The 19,686-nt window shown below is 65.7% G+C and carries 21 protein-coding genes; 11 read left to right on the top strand and 10 right to left on the bottom strand.

Annotation, left to right across the window (positions count from 1 at the left end; translation table 11 throughout):
• Positions 1-213: 213 nt before the first annotated feature.
• From exbB to FXN65_RS27275, 6 genes are all read left to right on the top strand, one after another.
• Positions 214-1,218, top strand: coding sequence for a tonB-system energizer ExbB (gene exbB / locus FXN65_RS27250; protein ID WP_151138424.1), 1,005 nt, complete (start codon positions 214-216; stop codon positions 1,216-1,218).
• 3 nt (positions 1,219-1,221) lie between these two features.
• Entirely contained in the window at positions 1,222-1,647 is a 426-nt protein-coding gene (exbD, locus tag FXN65_RS27255) for a TonB system transport protein ExbD (protein WP_151138426.1), read from the top strand.
• Positions 1,644-2,381 carry an energy transducer TonB gene (locus FXN65_RS27260; RefSeq protein WP_151138428.1) on the top strand — a complete coding sequence of 246 codons (738 nt, stop codon included), beginning with the start codon at positions 1,644-1,646 and terminating at the stop codon, positions 2,379-2,381. The genes exbD and FXN65_RS27260 overlap by 4 nt, the downstream gene beginning before the upstream one ends.
• Positions 2,382-2,467: 86 nt before the next feature.
• Positions 2,468-3,406 (top strand): hydrogen peroxide-inducible genes activator, encoded by a 939-nt coding sequence (locus tag FXN65_RS27265; RefSeq protein ID WP_151138430.1) that lies wholly within the window; start codon positions 2,468-2,470, stop codon positions 3,404-3,406.
• Complete coding sequence (gene recG / locus FXN65_RS27270; protein ID WP_151138432.1) at positions 3,403-5,478, top strand: ATP-dependent DNA helicase RecG; 2,076 nt, start codon at positions 3,403-3,405, stop codon at positions 5,476-5,478. Before FXN65_RS27265 ends, recG begins: the two co-directional genes overlap by 4 nt.
• Positions 5,479-5,569: 91 nt before the next feature.
• The gene (locus FXN65_RS27275) at positions 5,570-6,976 is read left to right on the top strand and encodes an HDOD domain-containing protein (RefSeq protein WP_151138434.1); all 1,407 of its coding nucleotides are present in this window, start codon (positions 5,570-5,572) and stop codon (positions 6,974-6,976) included.
• Positions 6,977-7,089: 113 nt separating this feature from the next.
• Here FXN65_RS27275 and FXN65_RS27280 read toward each other — a convergent pair whose 3' ends face one another.
• The 5 genes from FXN65_RS27280 to FXN65_RS27300 all read right to left on the bottom strand — a co-directional run bounded on the left by FXN65_RS27280 (position 7,090) and on the right by FXN65_RS27300 (position 9,843).
• Positions 7,090-7,482 carry a helicase gene (locus FXN65_RS27280; protein ID WP_151138436.1) on the bottom strand — a complete coding sequence of 131 codons (393 nt, stop codon included), beginning with the start codon at positions 7,480-7,482 and terminating at the stop codon, positions 7,090-7,092.
• Between the two features lie 136 nt (positions 7,483-7,618).
• A complete protein-coding gene (locus FXN65_RS27285; RefSeq protein WP_016495401.1) occupies positions 7,619-7,891 on the bottom strand; it encodes an HU family DNA-binding protein in 273 nt (90 codons plus the stop codon).
• Between the two features lie 188 nt (positions 7,892-8,079).
• Positions 8,080-9,228 carry an NAD(P)/FAD-dependent oxidoreductase gene (locus tag FXN65_RS27290; RefSeq protein ID WP_151138438.1) on the bottom strand — a complete coding sequence of 383 codons (1,149 nt, stop codon included), beginning with the start codon at positions 9,226-9,228 and terminating at the stop codon, positions 8,080-8,082.
• Positions 9,229-9,302: 74 nt separating this feature from the next.
• Positions 9,303-9,470, bottom strand: coding sequence for a rubredoxin (locus tag FXN65_RS27295; RefSeq protein ID WP_151138440.1), 168 nt, complete (start codon positions 9,468-9,470; stop codon positions 9,303-9,305).
• A 205-nt stretch (positions 9,471-9,675) separates the two neighbouring features.
• A complete protein-coding gene (locus tag FXN65_RS27300; protein WP_077524852.1) occupies positions 9,676-9,843 on the bottom strand; it encodes a rubredoxin in 168 nt (55 codons plus the stop codon).
• A 164-nt stretch (positions 9,844-10,007) separates the two neighbouring features.
• On the opposite strand from FXN65_RS27300, the gene FXN65_RS27305 reads away from it, so the two are divergent.
• Positions 10,008-10,562, top strand: coding sequence for a chorismate--pyruvate lyase family protein (locus tag FXN65_RS27305; RefSeq protein WP_151138442.1), 555 nt, complete (start codon positions 10,008-10,010; stop codon positions 10,560-10,562).
• 27 nt (positions 10,563-10,589) lie between these two features.
• Positions 10,590-11,480 carry a 4-hydroxybenzoate octaprenyltransferase gene (ubiA, locus tag FXN65_RS27310; RefSeq protein WP_151138444.1) on the top strand — a complete coding sequence of 297 codons (891 nt, stop codon included), beginning with the start codon at positions 10,590-10,592 and terminating at the stop codon, positions 11,478-11,480.
• Positions 11,481-11,558: 78 nt separating this feature from the next.
• On the opposite strand, the gene FXN65_RS27315 is transcribed toward ubiA, so the two are convergent.
• On the bottom strand, positions 11,559-11,945 hold the full coding sequence (locus tag FXN65_RS27315; RefSeq protein ID WP_151138446.1) for a COG4315 family predicted lipoprotein: 387 nt from the start codon (positions 11,943-11,945) through the stop codon (positions 11,559-11,561).
• A gap of 329 nt (positions 11,946-12,274) precedes the next feature.
• Here FXN65_RS27315 and phoB point away from each other — a divergent pair, with 329 nt between their 5' ends.
• The 3 genes from phoB (at position 12,275) to FXN65_RS27330 (ending at position 15,724) form a co-directional block, all read left to right on the top strand.
• Positions 12,275-12,964, top strand: a complete 690-nt coding sequence (phoB, locus tag FXN65_RS27320) for a phosphate regulon transcriptional regulator PhoB (protein WP_028626921.1) — start codon at positions 12,275-12,277, stop codon at positions 12,962-12,964.
• A 40-nt stretch (positions 12,965-13,004) separates the two neighbouring features.
• Entirely contained in the window at positions 13,005-14,309 is a 1,305-nt protein-coding gene (phoR, locus tag FXN65_RS27325; protein WP_151138448.1) for a phosphate regulon sensor histidine kinase PhoR, read from the top strand.
• 74 nt (positions 14,310-14,383) lie between these two features.
• Positions 14,384-15,724 (top strand): hemolysin family protein, encoded by a 1,341-nt coding sequence (locus tag FXN65_RS27330; protein ID WP_151138450.1) that lies wholly within the window; start codon positions 14,384-14,386, stop codon positions 15,722-15,724.
• Between the two features lie 96 nt (positions 15,725-15,820).
• Here FXN65_RS27330 and FXN65_RS27335 read toward each other — a convergent pair whose 3' ends face one another.
• The 4 genes from FXN65_RS27335 to pstB form a co-directional block, all read right to left on the bottom strand.
• Positions 15,821-16,717: a peptidoglycan DD-metalloendopeptidase family protein gene (locus FXN65_RS27335; protein ID WP_151138452.1), complete on the bottom strand. Its 897-nt coding sequence runs from the start codon at positions 16,715-16,717 to the stop codon at positions 15,821-15,823.
• Between the two features lie 104 nt (positions 16,718-16,821).
• Positions 16,822-17,739, bottom strand: coding sequence for a response regulator (locus FXN65_RS27340; RefSeq protein ID WP_151138455.1), 918 nt, complete (start codon positions 17,737-17,739; stop codon positions 16,822-16,824).
• 163 nt (positions 17,740-17,902) lie between these two features.
• On the bottom strand, positions 17,903-18,649 hold the full coding sequence (phoU, locus tag FXN65_RS27345; protein WP_151138456.1) for a phosphate signaling complex protein PhoU: 747 nt from the start codon (positions 18,647-18,649) through the stop codon (positions 17,903-17,905).
• Between the two features lie 142 nt (positions 18,650-18,791).
• The gene (pstB, locus tag FXN65_RS27350; protein ID WP_151138458.1) at positions 18,792-19,625 is read right to left on the bottom strand and encodes a phosphate ABC transporter ATP-binding protein PstB; all 834 of its coding nucleotides are present in this window, start codon (positions 19,623-19,625) and stop codon (positions 18,792-18,794) included.
• Positions 19,626-19,686 lie beyond the last annotated feature (61 nt).

The following is a 19,686-nucleotide window of genomic DNA, read 5'->3' on the forward strand; positions in this document are numbered from 1 at the left end:
CGGGGAGGCTCCGAAAAAGTGCTCAGGATAGGGGCACTACCGGCTATCGCCAAATCGGGCGGCGAAGGGGGCGAAATGCAAAGTCAAGGAGCAGTTGTTATAAAGTCACTTTTACAAACAAGAATTACTTGCAATAATGCGAACCCTTCGGTCCAGGCCGACGCTCCAGCGCCGATGGACGAAACCGCCTCCTTTCCTTCAGGTCCGGCCAGCATGAATTCCAACGCCCGCAACGCACAGCCCAACACCGCCTCCCGCCCGCCACGCCTGCTCGCGGCCCTGCTGATCAGCCTGATGCTGACGCCCAACGCTTCCTTCGCCGAGGAGCCAACTGCGCAATCCGTCCCGGCTACCACCAGCCAGGCCGCCGCACCGGCCCCTGCCGCTGGCGCCGGCAACGCGCCCGCCACCGCCCCGGCCAACGGTGCCGCTCCGGCTGTCGACGCCGCCGCCCAGAACCCGAACGCCCTGCCGACCGATCCGTTGGCCGCCGAGGCAGAAGGCGAGCAGATGCTGGCCCACGACCTGTCGCCCTGGGGCATGTACCAGAACGCCGACATCGTGGTGAAAGCCGTGATGATCGGCCTGGCCCTGGCTTCCGTCCTGACCTGGACCGTATGGATCGCCAAGGGCTTCGAGCTGACCTCCGCCAAGCGCCGCCTGCGTCGTGAACTGGCCACCCTGAAGTCCGCCCGCACCCTGAACGACGCCAGTGAGAAGGTCAGCAACGGCAACTGCGTGTCCCACTTGCTGGTGCAGGACGCCCAGGAAGAGCTGAAGCTCTCCAGCAACCTGCGCGAGAAGGACGGTATCAAGGAGCGCGTCAGTTTCCGCCTCGAGCGCCTGGTCGCCGCCAGCGGCCGCCAGATGAGCCAGGGCACCGGCGTGCTCGCCACCATCGGTTCCACGGCGCCCTTCGTCGGCCTGTTCGGCACCGTCTGGGGCATCATGAACAGCTTCATCGGCATCGCCAAATCCCAGACCACCAACCTCGCCGTGGTCGCCCCCGGTATCGCCGAAGCGCTGCTGGCCACCGCCCTGGGCCTGGTCGCGGCGATCCCGGCGGTGGTCATCTACAACGTCTTCGCCCGCTCCATTGCCGGCTACAAGGCGCAAGTTTCCGATGCTTCGGCCCAGGTACTGCTGCTGGTCAGCCGCGACCTCGACCACCAGCCGGCCGACCGTGGCCAGTCTCCGCACATGGCAAAAGTGGGCTGATCCATGGGAATCCATCTGAACGATGGTGGCGATGATCTCCAGGAAACCCACGAGATCAACGTCACCCCCTTCATCGACGTGATGCTGGTGCTGCTGATCATCTTCATGGTCGCGGCCCCCCTGGCGACGGTCGACATCAAGGTCGACCTCCCCGCCTCCACCGCCAAGCCCGCGCCGAGGCCGGACAAGCCGATCTACCTGAGCATCAAGGAAGACAAGAGCCTGTACCTGGACAACGAGCAGGTCACCGAAGAGCAATTGGGCGGCGTGCTGGACAAGCTGACCAAGGCTGACAAGGAAAAGACCATCTTCGTGCGCGGCGACAAGGTCGTCGAATACGGTCGCCTGATGGAAGTCATGGATGCCCTGCGCAGCGCCGGCTACCTGAAGATCGGCCTGGTCGGACTCGAGACGGTCGGGACTAAATGAGCCAAGGCAAACGCAAGCTGTCGCAATGGGGCGTCAGCCTGGTGGTCGTGCTCGGCCTGCACATCGGCCTCGGCCTCTGGGCGCTCTACTGGCGCCCCCATGCCGAGCCGATCGAGCTGCCGCCGGCCGCCATGATGGTGGAGCTGGAGCCCTTGCCGGCCCCTGCACCCACGCCGGCGCCTCCGCCGCCACCCCAGGTCGAGCCCGAACCCGAGCCGCTGCCCAAGCTGGTCGAAGCGCCGAAGCCGAAGATCGCCATCGCGCCCAAGCCCAAGCCGAAACCCAAGCCGCCGAAGCCGAAGCCGCCGGAACCCAAGCCTGAAAAGCCGCGGGAAACCGAGAGCGTGAAGGAAAGCGTCGCCGCGCCGACCACTCCGGCTCCGAGCGACAGCACGCCCGCTGCCCAGCAGCAGGCCGCCGCCAGCGCACCGTCCGACGCCAAGCCGACCTGGCAGAGCAAGCTGCTCAGCCACCTGGCCCGCTACAAGCGTTATCCGGATGACGCCCGCCGTCGCGGTTTCGAAGGGGTCAACCGCCTGCGCTTCGTGGTCGATGCCGAAGGCAAGGTGATCTCCTATTCCCTGGTCGGCAAGTCCGGCAGCGCCTCGCTGGATCGTGCCACCCTGGAGATGATCCGCCGTGCCCAGCCGCTGCCGCCACCTCCGCCGGAACTGCTCAACAACGGCTCCCTGGAAGTGGTCGCGCCCTTCGTCTACTCGCTGGACCGCCGCTGATTTCCAAGCGTCTGCGCACCTCGCGCAGGCGCTTGGTTCCATTGACTCCAGCCGCTATGCTTGCCGGACCTCAATGGAAAAATGCTATGACCCTCACCGAATTGCGCTACATCGTCACCCTTGCCCAGGAACAGCATTTCGGCCGTGCTGCCGAGCGCTGCCACGTGAGCCAGCCGACCCTGTCGGTCGGGGTGAAGAAGCTGGAAGACGAGCTCGGCGTGCTCATCTTCGAACGCAGCAAGAGCGCGGTACGCCTGACTCCGGTCGGTGAAGGCATCGTCACCCAGGCGCAGAAGGTGCTGGAACAGGCCCAGGGCATCCGCGAGATGGCACAGGCCGGCAAGAATCAGCTCGCCGCGCCGCTCAAGGTGGGCGCCATCTACACCGTCGGCCCCTACCTCTTCCCGCACCTGATTCCGCAGCTGCACCGGGTTGCCCCGCAGATGCCGCTGTACATCGAAGAGAACTTCACCCACGTCCTGCGCGACAAGCTGCGCACCGGCGAGCTGGACGCGATCATCATCGCCCTGCCCTTCGCCGAAGCCGACGTGCTGACCAAGCCGCTCTACGACGAACCCTTCTACGTGCTGCTGCCGTCCGGCCACCCCTGGACCGCCCGCGAGTCCATCGACAGCGAGATGCTCAACGACAAGAGCCTGCTGCTGCTCGGCGAAGGCCACTGCTTCCGCGACCAGGTGCTGGAAGCCTGTCCGAGCCTGCGCAAGGGCGGTGAAGACAGCGCCAAGCACACCACGGTGGAATCCAGCTCCCTGGAAACCATCCGCCACATGGTCGCCTCTGGCCTGGGCGTATCGATCCTGCCGTTCTCCGCGGTGGACAGCCATCACTACGCCCCCGGCGTGATCGAGATCCGCCCGCTGACGCCGCCGGTGCCCTTCCGCACCGTGGCCATCGCCTGGCGCGCCAGCTTCCCGCGCCCGCGTGCCATCGAAGTACTGGCGGACTCCATCCGCCTCTGCTCCGTGGCCCACCCGGCAACCCAGGGCGAACCACAGCCGGCATGACCGAGCTGTCGCAAGTCCCGGTCACCGTGCTCAAGGGCGTGGGCGCCGCCCTGGCGGAAAAGCTCGCCAAGGTGGGCCTGGAGAACCTGCAGGACATCCTCTTCCACCTGCCCACCCGCTATCAGGATCGCACCCGCATCACCCCCATCGGTGAGCTGCGCCCCGGACAGGACGCGGTGGTGGAAGGCACAGTCGCCGGCGCCGATGTCGTCATGGGCCGCCGCCGCAGCCTGCTGGTGCGCCTGCAGGACGGCACCGGCACGCTCTCCTTGCGCTTCTTCCACTTCAGCCAGGCGCAGAAGGAAGGCCTCAAGCGCGGCACCCAGTTGCGCTGCTACGGCGAAGTGCGCCCCGGCGCCACCGGCCTGGAGATCTACCACCCGGAGTACCGCTCCCTCAGTGGCGATGAACCGCCACCGGTGGAACAGACCCTGACACCGATCTACCCCACTACCGAAGGCCTTACCCAGCAGCGCCTGCGTAGCCTCAGCCAGCTCGCACTGGCCCGCCTCGGCCCCCGGAGCCTGCCCGACTGGCTGCCCAGGGAGCTGGCGCGCGACTACCACCTGGGCTCGCTGGACGATGCGATCCGCTACCTGCACCGGCCGCCGCCGGACGCTGACCTGGAGGAGCTCGCCGAAGGCCAGCACTGGGCCCAGCAGCGCCTGGCCTTCGAGGAACTGCTGACCCACCAGCTGTCCCTGCAACGCCTGCGCGAAAGCCTTCGGGCCCAGCATGCGCCGCAGCTGCCGCCCGCGCGCAAGCTGCCGAAGCAGTACCTGGCCAACCTCGGCTTCCAGCCCACCGGCGCCCAGCAGCGGGTCGGCGCGGAAATCGCCTATGACCTGGCACAGCAGGAACCCATGCTGCGCCTGGTGCAGGGCGACGTCGGCGCCGGCAAGACAGTGGTCGCCGCCCTTGCCGCCTTGCAGGCCCTGGAGGCCGGCTACCAGGTGGCGCTGATGGCGCCTACGGAAATCCTCGCCGAGCAGCACTTCCTGAACTTCAGCAAGTGGCTCCAGCCACTCGGCATCGAAGTCGCCTGGCTTGCCGGCAAGCTCAAGGGCAAGGCCCGTGCCGCCGCCCTGGAGCAGATCGCCGGTGGCACGCCAATGGTCGTCGGCACCCACGCGCTGTTCCAGGACGAGGTGAAGTTCAAGCGCCTGGCCCTGGTGATCATCGACGAGCAGCACCGCTTCGGCGTCCAGCAGCGCCTGGCCCTGCGCCAGAAGGGTGTGGACGGCCGCCTCTGCCCGCACCAGTTGATCATGACCGCCACGCCGATCCCACGGACTCTCGCCATGAGCGCCTACGCCGACCTGGACACCTCGATCCTCGACGAACTGCCCCCCGGCCGTACCCCGGTGAATACCGTGCTGGTGGCCGACAGCCGCCGCATCGAAGTGATCGAGCGGGTCCGGGCGGCGTGCCACGAGGGTCGCCAGGCCTACTGGGTCTGCACCCTGATCGAAGAATCCGAAGAGCTGACCTGCCAGGCGGCGGAAACCACCTTCGAAGAGCTCTCCTCGGCGTTGGGAGAACTGCGTGTGGGCTTGATCCACGGGCGCATGAAACCCGCCGAAAAGGCCGAAGTAATGGCCGAGTTCAAAGCCGGCGCCTTGCAACTGCTGGTGGCCACCACCGTGATCGAGGTGGGCGTGGACGTGCCCAACGCCAGCCTGATGATCATCGAGAACCCCGAGCGCCTCGGCCTCGCCCAGTTGCACCAGCTGCGCGGACGCGTCGGCCGGGGCAGCGCCGCCAGCCACTGCGTGCTGCTCTATCACGCGCCGCTGTCGCAACTCGGCCGCGAGCGCCTGGCGATCATGCGCGAGACTTGCGACGGCTTCGTCATCGCCGAGAAGGACCTGGAGTTGCGCGGTCCCGGCGAGATGCTCGGTACCCGCCAGACGGGCCTGCTGCAATTCAAGGTGGCCGACCTGATGCGCGACGCCGACCTGCTGCCGGCCGTGCGCGACGCAGCCCAGGCGCTGCTGGCCCATTGGCCTCAGCATGTCAGTCCACTATTGGAACGCTGGCTGCGCCACGGCCAACAGTACGGCCAAGTGTGATGCAGTTCACAGCTCAACCGTCGCCTCGCCCCGACCACTTCCTGGCTGCTCGTTATACTCCGGGCAGAAAAATTCAAAGCTGGATGCTGCCATGACCGAAGTCGCCCTCGCACCGGATTCCTCGCCACAACCGCCCGAAGTGATAGTGCAGCTGCTGGAGAAGCTCGGCCTGGCCTTCCAGGTTCGTCTGGAGCATCCGGGCCTGGCTGCTGCGCAGCGGGTCCAGTCGGTGCTGCTGGAAGACGCCGTCGGCGCACTCCTTGTGCTCTTCCCGCGCAGCCAACTGCTGGACCTCAACCGCCTCGCCGAACTCACCGGCCGCAAGCTGGTGGCGGTCAAGCCCGAGCGCCTCGAACGCATGCTCGGCAAGCACCAGCTGGGCACCCTGCCGGGCCTGCCACCGCTGACCAGCTCGCCGTGCCTGTATGACGAGCGCCTGCTGCAGGAGCCGCGCCTGCTGGTGGAGTCCGGCCAACCCGGCGTATTGCTCGAGCTGGCCAGCGAGGACTACCGCAGCCTGCTGGGCAAAGCCAGCGCCGCACGCTTCGGCGAACCCCTGGCAAGCATCCGTCCGAACCTCGACCGTCCGGCCGACGACCGCGCCGAAATCACCCAGGCCGTGCAGGCCTTCACCGCGCGCCGTATCCAGCAGCGCCTGGAAGAGACCATCGAGATTCCGCCGCTGGCCGAATCCGCGCAGAAGATCATCAAGCTCAGGGTCGACCCCAATGCCACCGTGGAAGACATCACCGGCGTGGTGGAAACCGACCCGGCCCTGGCCGCCCAGGTGGTCAGCTGGGCGGCCTCGCCCTACTACGCCGCCCCCGGCAAGATCCGCTCGGTGGAAGACGCCATCGTGCGCGTGCTCGGCTTCGACCTGGTGATCAACCTTGCCCTTGGCCTGGCCCTGGGCAAATCCCTGAGCCTGCCCAAGGACCAGCCGCAGCAGGCCACACCTTACTGGCAGCAGGCGATCTACACCGCTGCGGTAATCGAAGGCCTGACCCGCGCCATGCCCCGCGCCCAGCGTCCCGAGACCGGCCTGACCTACCTCGCCGGGCTGCTGCACAACTTTGGCTACCTGGTGCTGGCCCACGTCTTCCCGCCGCATTTCTCGCTGATCTGCCGGCATCTGGAGGTCAACCCGCACCTTTCCCACAGCTACATCGAGCAACATCTGCTGGGCATCACCCGCGAGCAGATCGGCAGCTGGCTGATGCGCTTCTGGGACATGCCGGAAGAGCTCTACACCGCCCTGCGCTTCCAGCACGATCCCGACTACCAGAACGACAACGCCGCCTACCCCAACCTGGTGTGCCTGGCGGTCAGCCTGCTGCGCAATCGCGGCATCGGCTCAGGCCCGGAAGCCGTGATTCCGGACGACCTGTTCGAAGCCCTGGGTATCAGCCGCGAGAAAGCGGATGACGCCGTGAGCAAGGTGCTGCAGGCGGAAGCCGCGCTGCGCGAACTGGCGTCGCAGTTCAACGCGCCGCATTGATCCTGCAGGCATGAAAAGGGGCGCCACTGGCGCCCCTTTTTTCATCCCCTTTCCGCACGCTGTTGGAGCGATTTCAATCGCGAATGAACTCACTCCTACGGGGGGAAACAAGGTCAGGCGGCTTTCTTCTCGACGGCCTTTTTCTTCGGCACCAGGTGCTTGGTCAGGCCCTGGAACCAGATCACCAGCGCCGGATTGCCCTGGATCTGGATGTCCTTGTTCTGGATACCCTGCATGAAGGCGAGCTGCTTGTTCTTCGCGCTCATGGTGGCGAAACCGTAGGCACCGTCCTTGAAACCGATGGCGAAGGCAGGCGCGCTTGCAACGCCGCGTTTGCTGACGACGCGCTGGTCCCTGACGATGAAGTGACGGGCGATCTTGCCGTCCAGGGTGTGCAGCTGGAACACCAGGTCCTTGCCCGCCAGCTGCTGCTGGAAGTCGGCATTGTCACGGCTGGCCTTGGCCATCAGGCGACCCAGCATCCAGAGAAGAAAGCGGAATTTCATGCGCGCACGGCCTCGAAGGATTGAGAAAGCGGCGCATTGTAGCGGTTTGCCGGCAGGACTACAGCCAGCCAAAGGAGGGTATGACGAGAGAGCGGGTGAACTGCCCGGAACCTCCCCGGTTCCGGGCAGAAGAAGCTTAGTTCACGGCTTCTTTCAGCGATTTGCCCGGTTTGAAGGCGACAGTGTTGCTGGCCTTGATCTTGACCGGCTGACCCGTCTGCGGGTTCTTGCCGGTGCGGGCACCACGATGACGTTGCAGGAAGGTGCCGAAGCCCACCAGCGTCACGCTGTCCTTGCGGTTCAGCGCGTTGGTGATTTCTTCGAGCACCGCATTGAGTACGCGATTGGCCTGATCCTTGGTGAGATCGGCCTTTTCGGCGATAGCGGCGGCGAGTTCCGGTTTACGCATAGATGCCTCTTTGACGGTTTGTTGTTTTTGTGTCCGTGCTGTCCTTCCAGAACAGCGCCCAAGGCGCCGCAACGGCTCTGCGCTGCGGCAGACCACGGGGAGGATGGCACGCCAATGGGCACTCCGCCAGTGTCCTCGGCGGGAATTCCGAAAGAACAGAACGATTATTCCGACAGAAGGGCTGACATTTACGCCAGCAACGGCGGCAGCTCGCGGTTCAGGGCCAGTTTTTCCTGCACCGCAGCGCCGGTCAGGGCATAACCGAGCAGGCGGCCTGTGGCGTCGCGGCAGAGCGCCTTGATGTCCGCCCCAGAGCCTTCCACCGTCCAACTGCCCTCCGAGCCGCGGGGCGGCGGCGATACCACCAGTGGGCACACCGGCGTCTTCACCGTCACCGGCATGGCGCCATAAGCCACCGCCGTGGGATTGCCCGCCAGGGTCTGCGCCAGGGCGCGGGCGCAGGCCATCAGCGGCATCACATAGAGCAGGTTGAGGCCATCCACCTCGGCGCAGTCACCCAGGGCGTAGACGTTGCTGTGGGAGGTGCGCAGCTCGCGGTCGACCACCACGCCACGGTTCACTGCCAGGCCCGCTGCAGCGGCCATGTCGGTGCGCGGGCGCAGGCCGACGGCGGATACCACCAGGTCGCAGGAGATGCGGGTACCGTCGGAGAGCAGCGCATCGAGGCCGTTCTCGCCACGGTCCAGGCGCGCCAGCACCGGCCCCAGGTGGAAGCGCGCCCCCAGGCTTTCCAGCCCGGCCTGTACGGCCGCCGCGGCTGCCGAATGCAGCAGGCCAGGCATGACCTGTTCGCAAGGGGCCACCAGTTCCACTTCCAGGCCCCCCAGGCTGAGGTCGTTGGCGAATTCGCAGCCGATAAGGCCCGCGCCCAGGATCAGCACCCGGCGCTTGCCGGCGGATGCAACGCGGAAGCGTGCGTAGTCTTCGAGGTCGTTGATCGGGAAGATCGCGTCCTGGGCATCGCCTTCCACCGGCACGCGAATGGTGTCGGCGCCCCAGGCCAGCACCAGGTCGCGATAGGACACGGCCTCTTCGCCTATCCACAGGCGCTTGTGAGCCGGATCGATGCCGGTAATGCGGGTATGGGTGCGGATTTCCGCCTTGAGCTGTTCGGCCATGGCGCCGGCCTCGGCCATGGCCAGGCCGTCGGCGTCCTTGTTCTTGCCGAAACCGGTGGACAGCATGGGCTTGGAGTAGGAGCGACCGTCGTCGGCGCTGATCAGCAACAGCGGGGTTTCGCTGTCCAGCTTGCGAAACTCCTTGGCCAGGTTGTAACCGGCCAGGCCGGTGCCGACTATCACCACGGGTGCACTCATTGCTCACTCCTGCTCGTGAAACGACTCGACGGCCCATGGGCCGTCGCTTGAATGGGGTTGGATGGCGGGGAGGATCAGGCGATCTCGATCATCTCGAAATCGATCTTGCCGACGCCGCAATCGGGGCAGCACCAGTCCGGCGGGATGTCTTCCCAGCGCGTACCGGGCGCGATGCCCTCTTCGGGCAGCCCTTCGGCTTCGTCGTAGATGAAACCGCAGACAATGCATTGCCACTTGCGCATGACCACCTCCGCCGGCGCGGATACCGTACTGAACCTACTCCAATCGACCGGCACCCGCCAAGGGCCGCCGGACCAGTCCAGACAGAGGATAGGCCCAACCCGCGGACACGAAAAAGCCGGCTCGGCAGACCGGGTGGCTTCCGTCGCGCTGGATCCTGCGACGTTGCCACCCCGGCCTGCCGGCCGGCCTTTCCGGATCGGGCGATCAGTTGATTTCGATCATCTCGAAATCCAGCTTGCCCACGCCGCAGTCCGGGCAGATCCAGTCCTGCGGGACGTCTTCCCAGCGGGTGCCGGCGGCGATGCCGTCATCCGGCCAGCCCTGGGACTCGTCGTAGACCAGGCCACATACCACGCATTGCCACTTCTTCATCGTTCCTACCTCATCGATCACGCGTTCTCAGGCCGCAGCCTCTGGCGGGCTTTCCGGACATCTCAGGGCCGCTTTGTACTGGTTCATCCGCCGGTGGGCAAGAGGCAGCCGACGGCCATCGGCCGTGCTAATCTGCGCCGTCTTCCACCGTCCAAGCCCAGCCCGTGCCCCACGCCGCCCTCGCCCATCCGCCCCGCTGGCTAACCGCCGCCCAGCTCCATCCCGCCCCCTGCGCCGCTGTCCGCGACTGGCTGTTCGACCAGGGCTCGCTGACCCGCCGGCTGACCGCGCTGTCGAACGACGCCTTCAGCATCACCCCGCTGGAAGAAGGCTGGCAGACCCTGCGCGCCGACGAGTGCGCGGCCCTGGGAATCCCCGCCGGCAGCCAGGGCTGGGTACGCGAGGTCTACCTGCGCGGCCACGGCGAGATCTGGGTGTTCGCCCGCAGCGTGGCGGCACGCAGTGCCCTGGAAGGCTCGGGGCTGGACCTGCACCAGCTCGGCAGCCGCTCCCTCGGCGAACTCTTGTTCAGCGACCGCGCCTTCGACCGCGGCGCCATCGAAGTCACCCGCTATCCGGCGCCGCTGCTGCCGGCCGAGGTGCGCGACGATCGCCTCTGGGGGCGCCGTTCGTGCTTCTCGCGAGGCGAACTGGGGGTGCTGGTGGCGGAAATCTTCCTGCCCGGGCTGTGGCGTGAGGCGGGCATCGAGGCCTTATAATCCCGGCCTTCAACGGGAGAGCCGCCGATGTACCTCACGCTGTTGCAATCGCTGAACCGCCTGCATCCCCGCGCCATGGATTTCATCCAGCTGACCCGGCTGGACAAGCCCATCGGCATCTACCTGCTGCTCTGGCCCACGCTGTGGGCGCTGTGGATCGCCGGTGAAGGCAGCCCCAGCCTGGCCAACCTGGTGATCTTCATCCTCGGCGTGAACCTGATGCGCGCCGCCGGCTGCGTGATCAACGACTACGCCGACCGCAATTTCGACGGCCACGTCAGCCGCACCCGCGCCCGCCCCCTGGCCAGCGGCCGGGTGACCGCGCGGGAAGCGCTGGTGTTCTTCGCCGTTCTGGTGGCCATCAGCTTCTTGCTGGTGCTGTTCACCAACGCCACGACCATCTGGCTGTCCTTCGGCGGCCTGGCACTGGCCGCCTGCTATCCCTTCATGAAGCGCTACACCTACTACCCGCAGGTGGTGCTGGGCGCGGCCTTCTCCTGGGGCATGCCGATGGCCTTCACCGCCGAGACCGGCGAGCTGCCGGCCGCGGCCTGGCTGCTGTACATCGCCAACCTGCTGTGGACCGTGGCCTACGACACCTACTACGCGATGACCGACCGCGAAGACGACTTGAAGATCGGGGTGAAATCCACCGCCATCCTCTTCGGCGACGCCGACCGCCTGATCATCGCCATCCTCCAGGGCCTGGCGCTGCTCTGCCTGCTGCTGGCGGGCAACCGCTTCGAACTGGGGACCTGTTTCCACCTGGGCCTGGTGGCCGCCGCCGCCTGCTTCGCCTGGGAGTTCTACAGCACCCGCAGCAAGGACCCGCAGGCCTGCTTCAAGGCCTTCCTGCACAACCACTGGGCGGGCCTGGCAATCCTCGCCGGCATAGTCGCCGACTACGCGCTGCGCTGAGGCGCAGCGCGCAGATCACCACCGTTCCTGGTCGGTTGGAGAACGCAACATCGGCAACGCAGGCAGTTTTCCAGCCCGCTAGTAAGCTTCGGGCTTGACGACGTGCCAAACCCCCATCTTGCCGTCACCGGTCACGTCACCGGCCTTCTTGTCCATGATGAAGGTGTACACCGGCTTGCCGTCGTAGGCCCACTGCATGGAGCCATCGTCGCGCTTGACCACGCTCCACTCGCCTTCGGCCTTGGCCCCGGCCTCGGCCATCAGCGGCGGCCAGTTCTGTGCGCACTGGCCGTTGCAGGCGGACTTGCCGTCGGAGTCCTTGTCGTAGGTGTAGAGGGTCATACCGTTTTGATCCACGAGCATGCCGTCCTTCTCCATTGCCGGCTCGGCCGCCAGGCCCATCAGGGGCCAGCTCAGCAATGCGCCAGCGAGCAACGGAACGAACCGCGGGGAAATTCTTCTCATTTTCTAGCCTCTCCTCGGAATGAACAGCGACAGCCTGGCGGCAGCTGTGATCACGGCTGGAGGTCGCAGCGGAACAGGACGGAAGGAGCCACGAACACCCATCGGGCCGATGGGGTCCTGTGCCAGGCTCCGGGCCGCCCCTGATTGGCGGCGGCCTCATTGAGCATAGACGAGGCCACTTCGCCCGGGTTCCGTGACGGAATGCGCGATATCGCGGGCTGTGCCGGCAGTCAGGAGGTCGAACCCTGGCGTGTCACATCCCTGCAATAATTCCGTTATCTAATGCGGCGCAATCAGTCATACACGCGACCTTTTCTTGAGGCTTGAACATGGTTGGCAAGAACATCCTGATAGTCGACGACGAAGCGCCGATCCGCGAGATGATCGCCGTCGCCCTCGAGATGGCCGGCTACGACTGCCTGGAAGCTGAAAACACCCAGCAGGCGCACGCCATCATCGTCGACCGCAAACCCGATCTGATCCTCCTCGACTGGATGCTGCCCGGTACCTCCGGCATCGAACTGGCCCGACGCCTGAAGCGCGACGACCTCACCAGCGACATCCCGATCATCATGCTCACCGCCAAGGGTGAAGAGGACAACAAGATCCAGGGCCTGGAAGTGGGCGCCGATGACTACATCACCAAGCCCTTCTCCCCGCGCGAACTGGTGGCGCGCCTGAAGGCCGTGCTGCGCCGCGCCGGCCCCAGCGACAGCGAAGCGCCGATCGCCATCGGTGGCCTGCTGCTGGACCCGATCAGCCACCGCGTGACCATCGACGGCAAGCCCGCCGAGATGGGACCGACCGAATACCGCCTGCTGCAGTTCTTCATGACCCACCAGGAGCGCGCCTATACTCGCGGCCAACTGCTGGACCAGGTCTGGGGCGGCAACGTCTACGTCGAGGAGCGCACCGTCGACGTGCACATCCGCCGCCTGCGCAAGGCCCTCGGCGAGGTATACGAAAATCTGGTTCAGACCGTTCGCGGCACAGGCTATCGTTTCTCCACCAAAAGCTGACCCAGGGCCCCGCGCAGGGCCGAGCACAAGGACGCGATAGGTGAATCAAGACTGGCGCGGCGTAGTCATCCGCCGCCTGCTTCTGCTGATCGGCGCCTGCCTGCTGGCCGGCCTGGTCACCGGCCAATATGCCTGGGCCCTGGTGATCGGCCTGGGCGCCTATCTTGGCTGGACCCTGGCGCAACTCCTGCGCCTGTACAAATGGCTCAAGGAACACCAGCCCGACGAACCGCCGCCTGACGGTTACGGCCTGTGGGGCGAGGTGTTCGACAGCATCTACCACCTCCAGCGCCGCGACCAGCGCGTGCGTGGCCGCCTGCAGGCGGTGATCGACCGCGTGCAGGAGTCCACCGCCGCCCTGAAGGACGCCGTGGTGATGCTCGACAGCGATGGCAACCTCGACTGGTGGAACCGCGCCGCGGAGACCCTGCTGGGCCTGAAGACCCCGCAGGACAGCGGCCAGCCGGTGACCAACCTGATCCGTCACCCGCGCTTCAAGGAATACTTCGAGCAAGGCCAGTACCACGAGCCGCTGGACCTGCCCTCGCCGGTCAACGACCGCCTGCGCCTGCAGTTCCACATCACCAAGTACGGCAACAGCGAGCACCTGATGCTGGTGCGCGACGTCACCCGCCTCCACCAGCTGGAGCAGATGCGCAAGGACTTCGTCGCCAACGTCTCCCACGAGCTGCGCACGCCGCTGACGGTGATCGCCGGCTACCTGGAGACCCTGCTGGACAACGTCGAGGACGTGAACCCGCGCTGGACCCGCGCGCTGCAGCAGATGAGCCAGCAGGGCAAGCGCATGCAGAACCTGCTCAACGACCTGCTGCTGCTGGCCAAGCTGGAAGCCACCGACTACCCCTCGGACAACCAGCCGGTAGCCGTGGACCTGCTGCTGCTGCAGATCAAGGCCGACGCCATCGCCCTGTCCGGCAACCGCCACCACCGCGTCAGCCTCGAAGCCGACCACAACTTCAAGCTCCGCGGCAGCGAGGCCGAACTGCGCAGCGCCTTCTCCAATCTGGTGTTCAATGCGGTGAAGTACACCCCGGACGAAGGCGAGATCCGCATCCGCTGGTGGGGCGATGAGACGGGTGCGCACCTCTCCGTGCAGGACAGCGGCATCGGCATCGAGGTCAAGCACCTGCCCCGCCTGACCGAGCGCTTCTACCGTGTCGACTCCAGCCGCAACAGCAGCACCGGCGGCACGGGCCTGGGCCTTGCCATCGTCAAGCATGTGCTGATCCGCCATCGCGGCCGCCTCGACATCAGTTCGGTGCTCAACCACGGCAGTACCTTCACCTGCCATTTCCCCGGCACGCAGGTGGTCCGGCGCACCTGAAGCCCAAGCCCCCGACTTGCAAAGTCGGGGGTCAGCCTTCAACCTTAGCCGGTCATTTCCAAGCAAAAACCTCCATGGACCCTTCCCCTAGTTCCAGCTTTCTCAGTTACTTCGCCGATTTCGGCCTGATTCTCTTCGCCCTTTTCCTCGTGCTGCTCAACGGCTTCTTCGTGGCCGCCGAGTTCGCCATGGTCAAGCTGCGCTCAACCCGCGTCGAAGCCATCGCCGACCAGCACGGCTGGCGTGGCCGCATCCTGCGCACCGTACACAACCAGCTGGACGCCTACCTGTCGGCCTGCCAGTTGGGCATTACCCTGGCCTCCCTTGGCCTCGGCTGGGTCGGTGAGCCGGCCTTCGCCCACCTGCTGCAGCCGCTGCTCGAGTCCGTCGGCATCGAATCGCAGAAGCTGGTCCACGGCATCGCCTTCTTCACTGCGTTCTTCATCATTTCCTACCTGCACATCGTGGTCGGTGAGCTGGCCCCCAAGTCCTGGGCCATCCGCAAGCCCGAGCTGCTCTCGCTGTGGACCGCCGCGCCGCTGTACGCCTTCTACTGGCTGATGTACCCGGCCATCTGGCTGCTCAACGCCAGCGCCAACACCATCCTGCGCATCGCCGGACAAGGCGAACCCGGCCCGCACCACGAGCATCACTACAGCCGCGACGAACTGAAGCTGATTCTCCACTCCAGCCGCGCCCGCGACCCCAGCGACCAGGACATGCGCGTGCTGGCCTCGGCGGTGGAGATGGGCGAACTGGAAGTGGTGGACTGGGCCAACTCCCGCGAAGACCTGATCTACCTGGAGCACGACGCACCGCTGGCGGACATCCTCAGCGTGATCCGCCGCCACAAGTACAGCCGCTACCCGGTGCACGACGACCAGAAAGGCGAATTCATCGGCGTCCTGCACATCAAGGACCTGCTGCTGGCCCTGTCGGCGCTGGACAGCCTGCCGGAATCCTTCGACCTCGCCGAACTCACCCACCCGCTGGAACGCGTGACCAAGCACATGCCGCTGTCGCGCCTGCTGGAGCAGTTCCGCCAGGGCGGCGCGCACTTCGCCCTGGTTGAAGAAGCCGACGGCAAGGTGGTGGGCTTCCTGACCATGGAAGACGTGCTGGAAGTGCTGGTGGGCGATATCCAGGACGAACACCGCAAGACCGAACGCGGCGTGCTCGCCTACCAGCCGGGCAAGCTGCTGGTGCGCGGCGACACCCCGCTGTTCAAGGTGGAACGCCTGCTGGGCATCAACCTCGACCACGTCGAAGCCGACACCCTCGCCGGCCTCGTCTATGAGACCCTCAACCGCGTGCCGGAAGAGGAAGAAGTGCTGGAAACCGACGGCCTGCGCATCATCGTGAAGAAGATGAAGGGCCCGAAAATCGTCCTCGCCAAGGTGCTCAAGCTCGACTGAGCACCAGTGTGACCACCGAAATGCTCCGATTGACAGGTTGAAGTCGGATTCTCTGTAGGAGCGAGCTCTGCCAAAGGGAGAGGGGAGATAAGGCCCCTACTCCCCCCCCACCGCGAAGTTCGGCAGGGTATCCACCGGCTGGGCGAAGTCGAAGGGAATGGATTCCAGCGCCAGGCCCATGTTGCGCTGGATGACGAAGTGCAGGTGCGGGCCGGTGCTGTTGCCGGTATTGCCGGACCGGGCGATGCGTTCGCCGATGGCCACCTGCTGCCCCTCGCGCACCTGCACCGAACCCCGCATCAGGTGCAGGTAGACGCCCATGGTGCCGTCGTCGTGCAGGATGCGCACGAAGTTGCCGGACGGGTTGTTGCCCCGGCCACTCTGGTCGTTCTCGATCTTCACCACCACGCCGGGACGGGCCGCGACGATGGGCGTGCCTTCGGGCATGGCGATGTCCAGGGCGTAGCGGCCCTTGGGGGTGAAGTGACTGTAGCGACCGTTGGCGCCCTGGGTCAGGCGGAAGGGGCCGCCCATCCAGGGCAGCGGATAGCGGTAGAGCACCGGCTGCAGGCGCGGGTCGCCCATGGCGTAGCGCAGCTTGGGCTTGTAGCGCATGGGACGGCTCGGGTCGGCCGGGGCCAGGGTGGCCATGCGCATGCTGCTGCGCGGTGCCAGCACCCAGCGAATGGGCTGGCCGGGAGCGCCCGAGACGTTTTCCGCCTGGTCGATGCGCAATTCCACCTCCACCGGGGCGAACAGGTCGTTGCGCAGCAGCAGGGTCTCGCCGGCGTCGTGCTTCTTCGTCTCCAGCTTCACCGACCGGTCCAGGCGCTCCACCATGCGGTCACGGAAGACGAACACCTGGGCACCGGACACGGCCTTGTCGGTGTAGGTCACCACACCATTGGCGTCGGTGTACTTGTAGATGGTCAACGCAGCGGCCGGCAGGCTCATGCCGAGCAGCAGCGCCAGAGAAAGAAGTCGCCCCAGCATCTCGTCCCGTTGTCTTTTTGTGCTCCGAGAAGCCGAAGACTAGCAGTGCAGCCCAACGGCGGCGAGACGTCGCCCGTCGGGCTGTGACGGGGTTGGCTGGACGGTCAGGCGCCGGGGACGAAATGCTTCTGCGCGGTGCCGCGGGCGATCAGACGGGACAGGTAATCGAGCTTCTGCGGGTCGCGATCGACAAAGCGGAAGGTCAGCTGCAGCCACTCGCTGTCGGGCTTCGGCTCCAGCGCCGCCACCGAGTGCAGGTAGCCGTTGAGCCGCGCCACTTCGCCACCCTCGCCCTGCTCCAGGTCGAGCACCGCGCTCTCCAGCACCTGCGGCAGCGGTTCGCCACGGCGCACCACAAGCTGTGCATCCTTCAGGCTCAGGGCCTTGATCACACAGGCCAGCACACCCGCCGGCAACCGTAGCTGGGCCTGGCCCCGGCCACCGGGGGCCTGGGAGGCGGATTTCGCCGACGGGGTCGGCGCGGCGGGTCTGGCCGCGGGCGCGGGGGCGGCAGGTGCCGGCGCGGTCGCAGGACGGACCACCTCGGCCTTGCCGCCGGTGAGCGCTGCGAGGGAGTCGTTGGCAAAGCCGCCGGCGTTGGGCAGCTTGACCGGCGCGCTGGACATCAGGGCTTCGAGCTTGCCGCTGCGGGCCAGGGCCTTCTTCACCTTGGTGACCAACTGATCGTTGGAGAAGGGTTTGCCAATGTAGTCGGAGACGCCGGCCTGGATGGCCTGGATGACGTTCTCCTTGTCACCACGGCTGGTGACCATGATGAAGGGCGTGGTCTTCAGGTTGTCCTGCTCACGGCACCAGGTGAGCAATTCCAGCCCCGACATCTCGGGCATTTCCCAGTCGCAGAGGATCAGGTCGATACTGGCGCGGGCGAGCAATTGCTGGGCCTTGCGCCCATTGATCGCCTCTTCGATCTGGATACCGGGAAAGTTGTCGCGCAGCCCCTTCTTCACCAGATCGCGGATAAAGGACGCATCGTCCACCACCAGCACGTTGACCTTGCCCATCGACTACTCCTTGGAAAACCGGGCTAAGCATAGCCTTGGCTGATAGCCAATTGCCAAGCCTGATTTGCGACCTGCACCCGGTCCGCGACCGACGGGTCATCCACAGTCCCGGAAAGCAGAACGCCCGGCACGAGGCCGGGCGCTCTGGACACGAGGAGCAGGATCAGCCCTGGGTGGCATCCTTGTTGGCGCCATTGCCCTTCACTTCCTCGGTCATGCGCGCCAGGCCCATATGGCGAACGTCGGTGCCCCGCACCAGGTAGATCACCAGCTCGGAAATGTTGCGCGCATGGTCGCCGATACGCTCAAGGGAACGCAGGGCCCAGATGACGTTGAGCACGCGGCTGATGGCGCGCGGGTCTTCCATCATGTAGGTGACCAGTTCACGCAGCGCGGTCTTGTATTCGCGGTCGATGTTCTTGTCGTACTGGGCCACCGACAGGGCGAGGTCGGCGTCGAAGCGGGCGAAGGCGTCCAGGGCTTCCTGGACCATCTTGCGCACCTGGTCACCGATGTGGCGCACCTCGACGTAGCCGCGCGGGGCAACCCCTTCCTCGCAGAGCTGAATGGCGCGACGGGCGATCTTCGAGGCTTCGTCGCCGATGCGCTCGAGGTCGATCACCGACTTGGAGATGCTGATGATCAGGCGCAGGTCGGAGGCCGCCGGCTGGCGACGGGCGAGGATGCGCACGCACTCCTCGTCGATGTTGCGCTCCATCTGGTTGATCTGGTCGTCGATCTCGCGCACTTGCTGGGCGAGGCCCGAGTCGGCGTCGATCAGCGCGGTGACCGCGTCGTTGACCTGCTTCTCGACCAGGCCGCCCATCGCCAGGAGGTGGCTGCGCACTTCCTCCAGTTCGGCGTTGAACTGCTGGGAGATGTGATGGGTGAGGCTGTCTTTGTCGATCATTTTCTAACCCTTGTTGAGCAGAATGCTTTTCCTGTTGGTAATGGCCTTCAACCAATCGTGCTGGGCAAGGAGGCGAAGCGAAGACAGTACGAGTAGTACGGCAAGCTTCGCCGACACAGTCCAGCGCGATTGGGGGTGGCCACTAGCCGTAGCGACCGGTGATGTAGTCTTCGGTCTGCTTCTTGGCCGGATTGGTGAACAGGGTATCGGTATCACCGAACTCGATAAGCTTGCCCATGTACATGAAAGCGGTGTAGTCGGAAACACGTGCCGCCTGCTGCATGTTGTGGGTCACGATGACGATGGTGTACTTGCTCTTGAGCTCATAGATCAGCTCTTCCACCTTCAGGGTGGAGATCGGGTCCAGGGCCGAGCAGGGTTCGTCGAGCAGCAGGACTTCCGGCTCCACGGCGATGGTACGGGCGATCACCAGACGCTGCTGCTGACCGCCGGAGAGGCCGAGGGCGGATTCGTGCAGGCGATCCTTCACCTCGTCCCACAGGGCGGCGCCCTTCAGCGCCCACTCCACGGCTTCATCCAGCACGCGCTTCTTGTTGATGCCCTGGATGCGCAGGCCGTACACCACGTTCTCGTAGATGCTCTTGGGGAAGGGGTTCGGCTTCTGGAACACCATGCCCACACGGCGGCGCAGCTCGGCCACGTCCTCGCCCTTGCGGTAGATGTTGTTGCCGTCGAGGCGGATCTCACCGTCGACGCGGCAGCCGTCCACCAGGTCGTTCATGCGGTTGAAGCAGCGCAGCAGGGTGGACTTGCCGCAACCGGACGGGCCAATGAAGGCGGTCACGCGCTGCTTCGGGATGTTCATGCTGACGTTGTGCAGCGCCTGCTTCTCACCGTAGAACAGAGACAGTCCCGGCACTTCGAGGGCGACGGTCTCGTTCGCCAGGCTCAGGTTCTGCTTGTCGCGGCCGAGGGCGGAAATGTTGACGCCGTGGCTGTGGGTTTCATGTTGCATGTGTTCACTCCGTTCGTAGCTTCGAGCTACAAGCTGTAAGCCTCAGGCAATTCGTTGGGCG

It is taken from the genome of Pseudomonas lalkuanensis, assembly GCF_008807375.1.
GTDB lineage: Bacteria > Pseudomonadota > Gammaproteobacteria > Pseudomonadales > Pseudomonadaceae > Metapseudomonas > Metapseudomonas lalkuanensis.

Excerpts from the sequence above, each read along its gene's own strand:
- exbB (WP_151138424.1), top strand. The coding sequence starts at position 214 with ATGAATTCCAACGCCCGCAACGCACAGCCCAACACCGCCTCCCGCCCG.
- exbD (WP_151138426.1), top strand. The coding sequence starts at position 1,222 with ATGGGAATCCATCTGAACGATGGTGGCGATGATCTCCAGGAAACCCAC.
- FXN65_RS27260 (WP_151138428.1), top strand. The coding sequence starts at position 1,644 with ATGAGCCAAGGCAAACGCAAGCTGTCGCAATGGGGCGTCAGCCTGGTG.
- FXN65_RS27265 (WP_151138430.1), top strand. The coding sequence starts at position 2,468 with ATGACCCTCACCGAATTGCGCTACATCGTCACCCTTGCCCAGGAACAG.
- recG (WP_151138432.1), top strand. The coding sequence starts at position 3,403 with ATGACCGAGCTGTCGCAAGTCCCGGTCACCGTGCTCAAGGGCGTGGGC.
- FXN65_RS27275 (WP_151138434.1), top strand. The coding sequence starts at position 5,570 with ATGACCGAAGTCGCCCTCGCACCGGATTCCTCGCCACAACCGCCCGAA.
- FXN65_RS27280 (WP_151138436.1), bottom strand. The coding sequence starts at position 7,482 with ATGAAATTCCGCTTTCTTCTCTGGATGCTGGGTCGCCTGATGGCCAAG.
- FXN65_RS27285 (WP_016495401.1), bottom strand. The coding sequence starts at position 7,891 with ATGCGTAAACCGGAACTCGCCGCCGCTATCGCCGAAAAGGCCGATCTC.
- FXN65_RS27290 (WP_151138438.1), bottom strand. The coding sequence starts at position 9,228 with ATGAGTGCACCCGTGGTGATAGTCGGCACCGGCCTGGCCGGTTACAAC.
- FXN65_RS27295 (WP_151138440.1), bottom strand. The coding sequence starts at position 9,470 with ATGCGCAAGTGGCAATGCATTGTCTGCGGTTTCATCTACGACGAAGCC.
- FXN65_RS27300 (WP_077524852.1), bottom strand. The coding sequence starts at position 9,843 with ATGAAGAAGTGGCAATGCGTGGTATGTGGCCTGGTCTACGACGAGTCC.
- ubiA (WP_151138444.1), top strand. The coding sequence starts at position 10,590 with ATGTACCTCACGCTGTTGCAATCGCTGAACCGCCTGCATCCCCGCGCC.
- FXN65_RS27315 (WP_151138446.1), bottom strand. The coding sequence starts at position 11,945 with ATGAGAAGAATTTCCCCGCGGTTCGTTCCGTTGCTCGCTGGCGCATTG.
- phoB (WP_028626921.1), top strand. The coding sequence starts at position 12,275 with ATGGTTGGCAAGAACATCCTGATAGTCGACGACGAAGCGCCGATCCGC.
- FXN65_RS27330 (WP_151138450.1), top strand. The coding sequence starts at position 14,384 with ATGGACCCTTCCCCTAGTTCCAGCTTTCTCAGTTACTTCGCCGATTTC.
- FXN65_RS27335 (WP_151138452.1), bottom strand. The coding sequence starts at position 16,717 with ATGCTGGGGCGACTTCTTTCTCTGGCGCTGCTGCTCGGCATGAGCCTG.
- FXN65_RS27340 (WP_151138455.1), bottom strand. The coding sequence starts at position 17,739 with ATGGGCAAGGTCAACGTGCTGGTGGTGGACGATGCGTCCTTTATCCGC.
- phoU (WP_151138456.1), bottom strand. The coding sequence starts at position 18,649 with ATGATCGACAAAGACAGCCTCACCCATCACATCTCCCAGCAGTTCAAC.
- pstB (WP_151138458.1), bottom strand. The coding sequence starts at position 19,625 with ATGCAACATGAAACCCACAGCCACGGCGTCAACATTTCCGCCCTCGGC.